The organism is Paenibacillus thiaminolyticus, from assembly GCF_003591545.1.
Classification (GTDB): domain Bacteria; phylum Bacillota; class Bacilli; order Paenibacillales; family Paenibacillaceae; genus Paenibacillus_B; species Paenibacillus_B thiaminolyticus_A.
The window spans coordinates 1-12,950 of the sequence record NZ_QYZD01000069.1 but is presented as its reverse complement, the minus strand read 5'-3'; the positions used below and the strand labels follow the sequence as shown (position 1 = coordinate 12,950).

Below are 12,950 nucleotides of genomic sequence, written 5' to 3'. Positions count from 1 at the left end.
ACAAAAATAGGCCAACCAGAAATTCCGGTTGACCTAATAATACGAAAAGCCGCTGAATAATCAGCGACTTTTCCATGTCGTCCATGTATTTCATTGACGCCTTTCCAAATGCCTTACCTACTGGTCGTACTAAAAAACAATATGCTGAGAACGTTTAGTCTGGTTTAACAATAAATGATTCCCTCCAAGACCATTTATCACCATAACCAGAAATGTCTATGCCTATAGGTCCAATAGAAATACTCATACTGCTTGGAGTATAAGCATGGCCATATACCGAAGCAAATGCAGCCGTACGCCCCTTATGCTCTACTGGAATGCGAACTTCTGTTCTAAGTGTGCCGTAGTGTATCCCTTCAATTCCAAATAAATCAACTGTTCCTTTAGTTCCATAAACTGAAGATTGATCAATCTCCTCAAAGCCTCTATCGCAACCATTACAGACTAACCCAGTATCAATTACGTAATCGCCATGTGATTGTACTCCTACAACATCTCCACCCCAAGAGTGCCCAACACTGTCAGTCCAATAGAAATTTGGGAGTCTGCTCCATTGGAAATGAGTCCGGTAAGTGTACTTAAATTCTTTAGCATTTGCAGTTTTCCCAATATAAATTACACTACTCCATCCCTCGAAAATTCCATCAACTACACCACTAGCCGCAATAGGTACGTCTCTATTTCTTTGAGCTAAATCACGAACTCTTATGTTGTTTATTTCGTTTTTGTTTTTTCTGTAATAATATATTCTTTCCCGTCAGGAGAAATATACGAGTGTTGTTCGTCAGTTCGAACAGTCGCTACTTTTTTTCCTCCTTCTTGAATAATCTCAATTTTAACAGCATCTGAGAGGCTGGATATTTCTTTATCAGTAAAACCCATATATTTCAGATATCGATTTTTTTGTTCCTCCAACAACTCAGATGCTTGTGGTATTGCCTGGATTCTACCATCTTCTAACTCAGAGATAGTAATATCCCCAACTTGCATCTGATGCGCGACAATGTCATTATTATACATATTATCTTTTTCTTGACCATATGCTGTTGATAAAGGAAGCAGGACAAATAAACATAGTGAAAGAAAGCCTACTGACCATTTTTTCATACCAGCACCGCCTTTTACATAATTTTCCCATCCCAAATAATAGGTTAACATACTAATAAAGTGTTTTCAATACACAAAATCCAAGGAGGTCTAATATGAAGAACATCACCAAATACCTACTCATTTTGGGGACTCTCATAGTATTTAGTGTGACTGCTCTGTATTTAACTAACAAATTTACTTCAACTGTCTCTTATGAAGAAGTTGGCATAGTAAGAAAAACTGAAAAAAGCATTGTAATTATAAATAATATAGGTAGGGAAACTGAAATTTTTGCTGAAATGCCTACCATTCAACTCATAGATGAAAGTAAAAGATACATGGTTAGATATCATAGCTCATTGTTTTCAAAACCACAACTCAAGTCAATCGAATCAGTGAAATGAAGAAATAGGCAATAAAACAATTCCAAAATTGCTAAACGATGTTGTTCCCGAGGAAAGGATAAACTTTTCTCAAACGCCCCAGAAAGCATTGAAGCAGAAACTTGGTGTTAAGGACTTCTTATAGTGAGGAGTGCCTTTTTTCTTGGACAATAAAAATACCGCCCAGGTAAGTCCGAGCGGCCAATTGGGAAGATGATCTATTGAAAGAGCCAATGGCTCATTCAATCACCGTGAAGCCGGTCACGGAACCGATGCTGGGGGAGAACCTAGAGCTGAAGCAGGTGCATCTGGAATTCGGGGGCGATGAGCTTCTGCCGTGGGCGAAGGAGCTGCTTCGGGCCGCGATGAAGGACAAGGGGGTCTGAAGCAGTGGTTCGTGACGGCCGGCCGCCTGCTCTACCCAGGTGCATAAGGGGCGTTGGACGATGAGACGCTGGATCCGGACGTGCTGCCTGATGCGCTGAACGACGGCGAAGCAGCAGGGTTGTTCTTATACGAATCGTTCATGGAGTACGCGCCGGAGCTGCTGGCCGAGCTGGAGCAGTTGGATGAAGAGGTGTTGAAGAACGATCCGGAGGCAGGAGCGCTGTTCAGTCCGGCGACGAAGCTAGTCATGGATCTGTATGCGGACGGGGAGTTGAACATCTACAAATCCAAGTTCCAGCTTACGATCGCGTTGCCATCCTCAACGGGCGCGCCGTTCTCCTCCATTACTGTTCGTCAGACTTCGGAGATGGGCTGCTTGAACGAAGACGTCAAGGCGGACGAGATGGATATGACGAATGATGTCGCGCTGGATGATCCGGATATGACGCCAGGCAAGTGGCTGCGCCATTTCGAATCGGGATCGCTGGCGCGCCAATGGCTGAAGCAGTCGGGAGTGACCGCGCGAACGGCAAGCCTGCTGATGCCTGCGGCGGGGGCGGAAGATACATACGATCCGTATGACATGCCGGAGCCGTACATCAAGAAAGGAGGTGTTCTCGTCATGACGAACCGAACGGGGCGGTTTCGCATTTCCCCGCTAGGCATCATTGCGTTTCTCGTCGTCTTCTTCGTGGTCTCGCCGCTTCTTATTATTGTGCCGACCTCCTTCACGGCGACAGGGGTGCTTCGCTTTCCGCCGGAGGGTTTCTCCTTGCACTGGTATGCGAAAATCCTGAAACGGCCGGAGGTCATCGAATCGTTCTGGGTCAGCTTGAAGCTAGCCGCGGTGCCGGCCGTCCTGTCGCCGCTCATCGGCACGCTGGCCGCCTTCGCGCTGCACAAGTACAAGCCGCCAGGGAGCGGGTGTCGCCGCTTACCGTGCCTTCGCTTATTATGGGCATCTCGGCTCTGCTGTTCTTCACCCGCATCGGGCTGGCGGGAACGTTCGCCGGGCTGCTGCTGTCCCACATTCTGATCTCGGTGCCTTATGTCGTCCGGCTCGTGCTGACGAGACTCAGCTCCTTCGATTACACGCTAGAGAGGGAGGCGGCCATATTGGGGGCGCATCCGGTGCGGACGTTTTGGGATATTACGCTGCCGGTCATCCGGCCGGCGATTTTTTCCGGAATGGTGTTCGCGTTCCTGACGTCCTTCGATAATGTGACGGTGTCCTTGTTCTTGATCTCGCCTTCGACGCTGCCGATGGCGATCTTCAATTATATGCAGGAGTCCTTGACGCCGCTGGTCGCTTCGATCTCTTCGATCATGATCTTGCTGAGTCTGGTCTTCATTTTCCTTTTGGAACGGGTATATGGCCTGGATCGGTTGTTCGGCTCCCATTCCCACTCTCATTAAGGCAGGTTGAACGGATATGAACTACTTATCACGGTTGGAACGGCGGTTGCCCGAGATGATGGTGCTGCTTGAGCAAAGCGTGAACATGGATTCCCCTTCGGCGGACAAGGCGTTGACGGATAGGTTGATCGGCTGGTATGAGGAGCGGTTCCGCGAGCAATTGGAGGCCGAAGTCGAAGGGGTGCCGAACGAATTATACGGCGATCGGCTGGCTCTCCGCATAGGCAGCGGTCCCCGCCGCATCTTACTCGTCGCCCATGCCGATACGGTATGGACCGCCGGGGAAGCGGGCAGACGGCCGTTCCGAACAGACAGCAAGCGGGCCTACGGGCCTGGCGTGTATGACATGAAGGCCAGCTTGATCCAAGCCTTGTACCCGATGAAGCTGGTGCAGGCGGAGGGGCGGATGCGCGACTCGCTGTCGATCGTGCTGCTCATCAACAGCGATGAAGAGATCGGCAGCCCGACGTCGCGGGCCTGGATCGAGGCTTACGCGAAGGAGAGCGAAGCGGCTCTCGTGCTCGAGCCTCCGCTGGAGGCGAACGGGGCGTTGAAGACGGCCCGCAAAAGCAGCGGCCGCTTCCTGCTGTCGGTGCAAGGGCAAGCCGCCCATGCGGGGGTGAATCCGGAAGCGGGCATCTCCGCCGTGGAGGAGCTGGCTCGGCAGATCATCCGGCTGCACTCGTGGTCTGATGCGGACCGCAGCATCCAGATCAATGTGGGCAACTTCACCGCCGCCTGCGGCACGCCGACACTCGACGGGCTCGGCGTCGGCGGAGGCGGCGCGCATTCGCCCTCCGAATACATCTGGGTGCATGAGCTGAGCCGCCGCACAGCTTTATTGGCGGGCATTTTGGAGCGGGTCTAGCACCAGGCTGGCAAGGCTTGTGGGCGGACAGTGGCGGCCAACTGGATACGGCAGTGGAACAGATCGCGATCAACCTTAGAATACTAATGAATTTTTGGCAGTTACGTATTTAACTAACTTTATAATAAGAGAAGAGGCTGTCTCACACGTAGTTTTTGATTACCTGTGGGATGACCGTTAGATTCGAAAAAAGGTCGAGTTAGGGTGTGCATTTATTCCCGTACTCGGCCTTTTTGCTTGATCACTGCCCTTCAATACAAAGGATAAATTTGACTTAATAACCTTTTTGTGATACTTTTCATAATTATAGTTTTTCTTTCAGCGAAGTCGTTTGCTTTCCACAAGAATGATAGTTTGAATTCTTTCTCGTTACTAACTTCGATAGAAGGAGAGAGTTTTATGACTACAGTGAATTGCATGTGCGAAGACCTGCAATACCCATTGGGTGCCTTTAGTCGCTTTGTGGTAAATGACCTTCCTCCCCTCAATAAGACCGGCTCCCCGGCTGACCTATTGCGGCTCGGCCTTTCTCTTCTGCCAGATGATAGTCAGCAACTCATCGATTTCGCATATCACCGTCCTTACAATGAAAAGGTGCTGGCAATGGGGGATTTGGGCATCTTCCTCATTTCGTGCTTGAAGCAAGGGATTCTTGCTTCCGAACTGGACCAGGTGTATTCGATTTTGGACCTTTTTTCCTTGGTGACCGGTTTAATTCCACGGGATACCTATGCTTCGTATATTGCCTACAATCCTGCCCATTGTCTGCGAACGTTTACGGGGGATGCCAGTGAAGTCGCTTTTATCACTCGGCACCAACAATCGGAACTGGCGCTTAAACCTGCGATTGAAGAATTGGTGAAGCTTCAATTGGAGCCGGATATGCCGGGACGCCTGGAAATTCTTGGGGTAGTAAAGGCGGCTATGAGGCAGGTGCGCAAGGAAAACGCCGAGGTGCACAAAGGGGTGGATCCCGTCTTTTTTATTACCTTTTTCAGAGATTATTTTTTTCCCGTCGAGGTGAAAGGGGTTAGCTACAATGCGCCTAGCGGCGTGCACATTGCGGGCGTGATCCTGACTGATCTGATTATAGGTACCGCAGATGATGCCTATATTGCAACGACTCATGATCTTTTGCCGTATTTGGAGCCATGCGAGCAATTCCGCATCAAAAATGCGATGGCTGCCTCCTCCTTAAAGCAAATCTATTCTGCCGATATGAAATCCGGGAGAGACCGTTCTTCCGAACTGAACCTTCTTGTCGACATTTACGACGAAATCATCAAATTCCGCAATGTTCATCAGGGACTAGTCACCAGATATATCCGCAATCAAGATGCTTCCGTTGCCAAAGGCACGGGGGGATTCGCGTTCGATATCTTTTTACAGGAGCGCATTGACGTCGTCGCTCAAGCCAAACGCACCGTTACGGATAAGATAGAACCTCGGGTGTGATTCCGCCAAACCGTAAAAGTCCGATCCGAGGCAAAAGAAGTAATGGGCTATACGTCCCTCACCATGCACGCCGCACTGCTTTTGACATCCCAGAACCCCAAGCAGGCTGTATAGAGTCTTTTCAAGGACGCTCTAGCACGCTTAATTTAAATAGGGAGAAGGATGAATTATGTCAAATAACAGAAAAGAATCACAATTAACGATCAAAAATACTTGGTCATTAACAGAAGCGCAGCGAAGAGTGTGGTATATGGAACTGCTCAGTCCCAACACGACCGTTGCCGCGTTGAACAGTTTGCTGACCTTGAAGGGAACGATTAACGAAGAGAAGATCATGCAGTCTATACAGATGCTGGTTTCTCGGCATGATTCCCTTCGAGTACGTTTAAGACAGATCGATGGTCAGGAGCCGCAAATTTATGTCGTTCCGTTCGAGCCTTTCCATGTTGATGTATTAGACGTCAGGGGGGAAGGAGCCGAAGCATGGCAAGAAATCGTTGATTTGCGTTCGCGCCAGCCCTTCGCTCTCTTTGATTCCCCATTGTTTGAATTCACGTTGTTCCGGACAGGAGAGCTGGAGGCCCGCTTGTTTTTGAAAATTCACCATGTGATTGCTGACGGTTATTCCTTGAACCTGCTTGGCAACGGAATCATTCAAGCTTATATGTCCTTGTTACGCAATGAGGAGCTTCCGATGGAACCAGCACCTTCTTTTACAGAACTGCTTGCTAGCGAGGACACCTATCTTGCATCTTCCCGCTTCCTCAAAGATAAGGCATACTGGGACAAAGAATTCAGTACGCTGCCGCCAATCACAAGCTTGGCTTTTTCCGAACGGGCAGCCCAGACTGCCACCAGCGCGGCCTCTTACAGCCAACATCAGCTTCCCTTATCCGTATGCAAAGACATTCATCAATTCTGCGAAAAACATCAAGTCTCTGCCTTCAATTTGTTTGTAACCGCTCTATGTCTGTATCTCGCCCGAATATGCGGAGAAGAAGAAGTTGTGCTGGGAACCATGTATGCCAACAGAACATCCGTTGATCAGAAAACGATGGTAGGCATGCTCGTCAGCACAACGCCTTTTCGCTTGCGCGTGGATGCTTTTTTGTCTTTCGCCGATCTCTTGAAGCAGGTGAAAATGAAGCAGGGCGAGCTGATTCGGCATCAGAAATATCCTTACAATCGAATCATTCCGGAGCTCCGCGAGCGCTTTGGTTTTACGGGAGCCTTGCTGCCCATTTTTTTTAATTATCATCCGTTGGCATGGGACACTGTTCCGGATGATGCTCCCATACAATATGACACGATGCCTCTCGGAAATGGACATCAGGATAATGAATTAACGGTCCATATCCGCGAAAATGTAAAAACCGGCGAGATGGCTGTTCAAATTGATTATTTAACCGATTTGTTCACAGCGGAGGACATGGATCGCCTGTTTGCCAGATTGATGCATGTCCTTCGGGAAGGGATGGCCGCGCCTATGCAGGCGGTAGAACAAGTTAATGTGATGCCGCCGGAAGAATGTCACCAGATCCTTCAAGCCTTTAGCACAGGACGAAATATCGGCCGGCAGACTGGCGATCTGCTGCACGAGCTGTTCGAGGAACAGGCCGCGAAGACACCGGAACGGATAGCTGTTCTATCGGGACTGGACGGATCGTCGCTGACCTACGGCCAATTGAATGAACGCGCGAATAGGCTGGCCCGTACCCTGTGCAATCTGGGGATTGGGATGGGCCAACCCGTGGCGATTCTCGGGGAACGGTCGCCGGAAATCGTAACGGCCGTTCTTGCTGTCCTTAAGGCGGGAGGAGCCTTCGTGCCTCTGGATCACGCTTTGCCTTCCGACCGGCTGGCTTATATGGTGGCGGATAGCGGAGCCAGCATTTTGTTGACGGTTGATTCTGTTGGATTTGCTCTGCCCGACGGATGCAGGGTCTTGGATTTGCGGCAGGAGGAATGCTATGCCGGCGACGCCTCGAATTTACGTCTTCCGTGCCGACCGGAGCAGCTTGCTTATCTCATTTATACGTCAGGGACAACGGGAACGCCAAAAGGAGTTATGGTGGAACACCATAGCTGGATGCAGACGACTTGGGCATGGCGCCAAGAGTACAAGCTCGAGGAGATGGAGATCCGGCTGCTGCAACTGGCCAGCTTCTCTTTTGACGTATTTGCCGGCGATCTGGGCAGAGCACTGCCGAATGGGGGAATGATGGTGTTCTGCCCGGATGAGGTTCGGCTCCAGCTGCCTCGGCTTCATCGAATGATCGTCGAGTACGGCATTACGCTGTTGGAGTCGACGCCTGCCCTGCTAGTACCGCTAATGGATTATATTTACGAACATCGCTTGGGCACCGGCAGGTTAGAACTGCTCATCCTGGGCTCGGATCGTCTCGCGGCCACAGACTTCCGTCGGCTGCACAGCCGATTTGGCTCCGACATGCGCATCCTCAATAGCTATGGGGTGACGGAGGCGTGCATCGATGCATCTTATTATGAAGTGGAACAGGGGGGGCAGCTGCCTGGAGAAGGGAATGTGCCGATTGGCAAGCCGCTTCCCCATGTCAATCTGTACGTACTGGGGCGGGGAGGAACTCTGCAGCCTGTAGGTGTCCCAGGAGAACTGTGCATCGGAGGGAAAGGAGTAGCCCGGGGCTACCTGAATCGGCCGGAGTTGACGAGCGAGCGTTTTGTCGAAGATCCTTATGCGGTAGACGGACGGATTTACCGTACCGGAGACCAGGCCCGCTGGCTGCCGGATGGCAATTTGGAGTTTCTCGGCCGACTGGACGATCAACTCAGTATCCGCGGCTACCGGGTCGAGCCGGGAGAGATTGAGGCGCAGTTGATGCAGTTCGGGGGCATCCGTGAGGCAGTGGTTGCCGTAATGCCTGATCGGCAGGGAGAGCCTGTGCTGTGTGCATATTACACGGGCGAGACCGAACTGGAGATTGCAGAAATGCGGGCATTCCTCTCTTCGATGCTGCCGGACTACATGGTACCGGCCATATATATGAGGCTGGAGAGGATTCCCTTGACGCCAAATGGCAAGGTGGACCGTAAAGCTTTGCCGAAACCCGATGCGATTGCATCCCGCAAAGAATACGTTCGTCCAACGACAGACGCCGAGCAGAAAATGGCGTTACTATGGCAAGAGGTCCTGAATAAAGAATTCGTTGGACTCCATGATAATTTCTTTGAGCTCGGAGGCCATTCGCTGAAAGCGATGACGCTCCTAACACGCATTCATCAGGAGTTCCGGTCCGAGATCGGCTTGCGCGACATTTTTCAGACAACCAACCTGAAGACATTGACCCAAGCCGTCACTTCGGCAGCCGAAAGGGCCTATGAGGATCTGCTTCCCGCACCGAAGCAGGCTTATTATCCGCTATCGTCGGCGCAGAAACGATTATATGTGCTCCACCAGCTGGATGAGGCAGGTCTCGGTTACAATATGCCGGCGGCTTTCCAACTGGCAGGTCCATTGGATAAGGAGCGTCTCGAAGCGGCATTTCAGTCGCTTATTGCTCGCCATGAGGCGCTGCGCACCTCGTGTACGGTGGTGGACGGCGAGCCGATGCAGCAGATCCATGATAATGTCTCTTTTTCCGTATCCTGCGAGGCAACAGAAGAAGGCCGGGCGGACGAGCAGATCCGGACATTTATCCGCCCGTTTGATCTCGGCGTGGCCCCGCTGCTGCGCACGAAGGTGATCCAATTCGGGGAAGAACGCCATCTGCTCTTGTTCGATATGCATCATATTATTTCGGATGGAATTTCCGTGCAAATTCTAACGGAAGAATTGGCCTCCTTATATGCCGGAGAAAAACTGAATCCGCTGCGGCTGCAGTATAAGGACTATGCCGTATGGCAGCAAGAATACAGGCAGTCGCAGGCCTACGCGAAGCAGGAAGCCTATTGGCTGAAGGAGCTGGCGGGAGAGCTGCCGGTGCTGAGCCTGCCGGCTGATTATCCGCGCCCGGCGATGCGAAGCATAGAGGGTGGCCGGGCGGATTTCGAAGTGAAAGGCGAGTTGGCGGAGGGTGTCCGCAAGCTGGCACAAGAGAGCGGCAGTACGGTGTACATGGTGCTGCTGGCGGCATATAGCATGCTGCTGTCCCGTCTTAGCGGGCAGGAGGAGATCATTGTCGGCACGCCGGTGGCGGGCCGCCCGCATGCCGACCTGGCAAGCATGCTCGGCATGTTTGTAAATACGCTGGCGCTGCGTACGCATCCAGCGGGGGACAAACGTTTTTCCGATCATTTGCAGGAGATTCGCCAGACGGCGTTATCCGCTTTTGACCATGGGGATTTTCCGTTTGAGGAGCTGGTGGAGCGGGTCGTGCAGCAGCGCGACACGAGCCGCAATCCGATATTCGACGCGATGCTCGTGCTGCAAAATAGCGATCATGAGGTGTTGCAGCTTCCGGGTCTGCGTCTTTCTTCCTATCCATTCGACTACATTGCGTCTAAGTTCGATTTGACGCTTACCGTTACGGAAGAGCCCGGGGGTTTTTCCTTCACCTTGGAATATGCCGCAGCCTTGTTCAGCCTCGATACGATAGAGCGGTGGAGCGGCTGCTTCCTGGAGCTTCTGCGTCAGGCTGTAGAGTCTCCGGACTCTCGATTGGGTGAGTATAACTTGGTAATCGGTCAGGAAAGACAATTATTGCTTGAACAATTTGCCGGAACGAAGGCCAACTATCGCCCTGAGGCAACGGTGATCACTCTGTTCGAGGAGCAGGTTGCCCGCACTCCTGATCTGCCTGCGGTTATTTTTGGAGACGAGGAGCTGAGTTACCGTGAACTGAACGAGCGGGCGGAGCAGCTGGGAGCTATGCTTCGCGTGCAAGGGTTAGGGGCGGAGACAATTGCCGCCGTCATGATGCACCGCTCTTGCGACATGGCGGTGGGTTTAATTTCCGTTTTGAAGGCAGGAGGAGCCTATCTTCCGATCGATCCGCAATTCCCGTTGGAGCGGATTCGTTATATGCTGAGCGACAGTCATCCCAAGGTTCTGCTGACTTCGATAGAGCATCGGTCTCTGGCGGAGGAGATCGTCAGCAGTATTCCCGTTATTTATTTCGAAGACAACGAGTGTCAGGATATGGCTGCAGAGAGCTTGAAAAGAACCGTCGCACCCGCGCATTTAGCATACGTTATTTATACATCAGGCACTACGGGGGCCTCAAAGGGCGTCATGATCGAACATGGCAGCCTTGCCAATACCATTCACTGGAAAGCGAGCCGCTACCGGTTCAGCGCCGGTGACAAAGCGCTGATGTTGAATCCTTTTATTTTCGACTCATTCGTGACTCACTTTTTTGGACCTCTCGTGTCGGGGGCGGCGGTTGTCTTGTTACATGATCAAGATAGCAAAGAACCGTCGGCCATTCGCGAAGTCATCGCGAAGCACCGAATTACCCATATGCAGAGTCCGCCGAGCTTCTATTCCGCCTTGCTGGAGAGCATGAATTCCGATGATTGGCATACGGTGCGCAGCGCGGTACTGGCTGGCGAAGCCGTCGGAATGGCGCTCATCCGCCGTTTGAAGGCGATGAATCCCGACATGGAATTGATGAATGAGTACGGTCCGACCGAAAATACCGTAGTGACGACCGCAATTGAGCTCGTGGAAGAGAAGGCTATTACAATCGGACGGCCGATTCCCAACGCACGGGTATATATTCTTACCTCGCAAGGGCTGCTCACTCCGCTCGGCGTACCGGGCGAGCTGTGTATTGCCGGTTCCGGCGTGGCACGCGGTTATATCAACCAGCCGCAGTTAACGGCCGATAAGTTCACCTCCGATCCGTTTGTGCCGGGTGAGCGAATGTACCGAACTGGCGACTGGGCCCGCTGGTTGCCGGATGGAACTTTGGAATATTTGGGAAGAACCGATCATCAGGTCAAAATTCGCGGCAACCGGATTGAGCTAGGGGATATCGAGGCCCATCTATTGACGCTTCCCGGCTTTCGAGAGGCAGCCGTTACGGTTGTGGGAGAAGCGGGGGACAACCTCAGTCTGTGCGCTTACTTTGTAGCGGAACGGGATTATCCGGTAAAAGAACTGCGGACGGCGCTTGGCCTAACGCTGCCGTCTTATATGATTCCGGCTTATTTTATTCCGATGGAGAAGATGCCTCTCACAGCCAACGGCAAATTGGATCGGCGGGCATTGCCTTTGCCGAACGGCCGATTGGAGAAAGACAGCAGTTATATCACCCCGCGGAATCCTGCCGAACAGGAGATGGCAGAGATGTGGCAGGAGGTGCTGGGCGTCCGTCCGTTAGGCGTGCGGGATGACTTTTTTGAACGAGGCGGACATTCATTAAAAGGAGCCGTTTTGGTTTCGCGCATCCAAAAGCTATTGGACGCCGATATCACGCTTCGGGATCTCTTCCAGCATCCGACCGTGGAGACATTGACCGAAGTGATAGCTTCTCGGAAGACTAAAGCATTTCACGGGATTGAACAGGCTGATTCCCGGGAACATTATCCGCTTACCTCTGCACAGAAGCGAATGTATGTGCTCCAGCAGCTAGAGGGAGCAGAGCTTAGTTACAACATGCCCGCGGTTCTTCGAATGGAGGGCAAGTTGAACAGGTTGCTTTTAGAGACATCCCTGCAGCAGCTGGTCGCTCGTCATGAATCGCTGCGCACTTCCTTCATCATGGCGGACGGAGAGCCGGTGCAGAGAATACACGACAAAGGGAAGCTTGCCGTTGACTATTGTGAAGCAGGGGAAGAGCAGCTTCATTCGATTATTGCAGCATTCATACATCCATTCGATCTCAGTCAAGCGCCGCTGCTGCGTGTGGAGATTGTACGTGCGGCGAACAGGCTTCACTATGTTCTGTTGGACATGCACCATATTATCTCGGACGGCGTGTCGATGGACATTTTCGTAGAGGAGTTTACGAAGCTGTATGCCGGGAAAGAACTGGCCCCGCTGAAGCTGCAGTACAAAGACTATGCGGTATGGCAGCAGGAATACGTGCTCAGCGATGCTTATCGGGAGCAGGAGAAATATTGGCTCGATCAGTTAGCGGGCGAGCTGCCGGTCCTGCAGCTGCCAACCGATTTCGTGCGTCCCGCCCTGCGCAGCTTTGCAGGCGATCGGATTGATTTCAAGCTAGGGAGAACATTGTCGGAAGCGGTGCAGCGACTGGCACTGGACACAGGAGTTACCGTCTATATGGTGTTCTTGGCCGCGTACAGCACACTGCTGTCTCGTCTCTCCGGCGACGAGGAGGTTATTATCGGCTCGCCGGTAGCCGGGCGTCCGCATGCGGATCTCGCGGACATAATGGGGATGTTTGTCAACACGCTGGCCTTGCGCA

6 protein-coding genes and 1 pseudogene are annotated in these 12,950 nt (G+C 52.0%); 6 read left to right on the top strand and 1 reads right to left on the bottom strand.

The window, feature by feature from the left end; translation table 11 throughout:
* Positions 1-714: 714 nt before the first annotated feature.
* Positions 715-1,107: a hypothetical protein gene (locus DQX05_RS29505; RefSeq protein ID WP_119796797.1), complete on the bottom strand. Its 393-nt coding sequence runs from the start codon at positions 1,105-1,107 to the stop codon at positions 715-717.
* A gap of 95 nt (positions 1,108-1,202) precedes the next feature.
* Between DQX05_RS29505 and DQX05_RS29500 the strand changes: the two genes are divergently transcribed.
* The 6 genes and pseudogenes from DQX05_RS29500 to DQX05_RS29475 form a co-directional block, all read left to right on the top strand.
* Positions 1,203-1,493, top strand: coding sequence for a hypothetical protein (locus DQX05_RS29500; protein ID WP_119796796.1), 291 nt, complete (start codon positions 1,203-1,205; stop codon positions 1,491-1,493).
* 200 nt (positions 1,494-1,693) lie between these two features.
* Positions 1,694-1,858: a hypothetical protein gene (locus tag DQX05_RS31250; protein WP_182914960.1), complete on the top strand. Its 165-nt coding sequence runs from the start codon at positions 1,694-1,696 to the stop codon at positions 1,856-1,858.
* Between the two features lie 623 nt (positions 1,859-2,481).
* Positions 2,482-3,275: pseudogene (locus tag DQX05_RS29490) on the top strand (ABC transporter permease).
* 16 nt (positions 3,276-3,291) lie between these two features.
* Entirely contained in the window at positions 3,292-4,143 is an 852-nt protein-coding gene (locus DQX05_RS29485; protein WP_119796795.1) for a M20/M25/M40 family metallo-hydrolase, read from the top strand.
* A 399-nt stretch (positions 4,144-4,542) separates the two neighbouring features.
* Positions 4,543-5,598 carry a monodechloroaminopyrrolnitrin synthase PrnB family protein gene (locus DQX05_RS29480; protein ID WP_119796794.1) on the top strand — a complete coding sequence of 352 codons (1,056 nt, stop codon included), beginning with the start codon at positions 4,543-4,545 and terminating at the stop codon, positions 5,596-5,598.
* A gap of 169 nt (positions 5,599-5,767) precedes the next feature.
* Positions 5,768-12,950 (top strand): non-ribosomal peptide synthetase (locus DQX05_RS29475; RefSeq protein WP_147385246.1); only part of this gene is annotated, 7,183 nt, incomplete at its 3' end.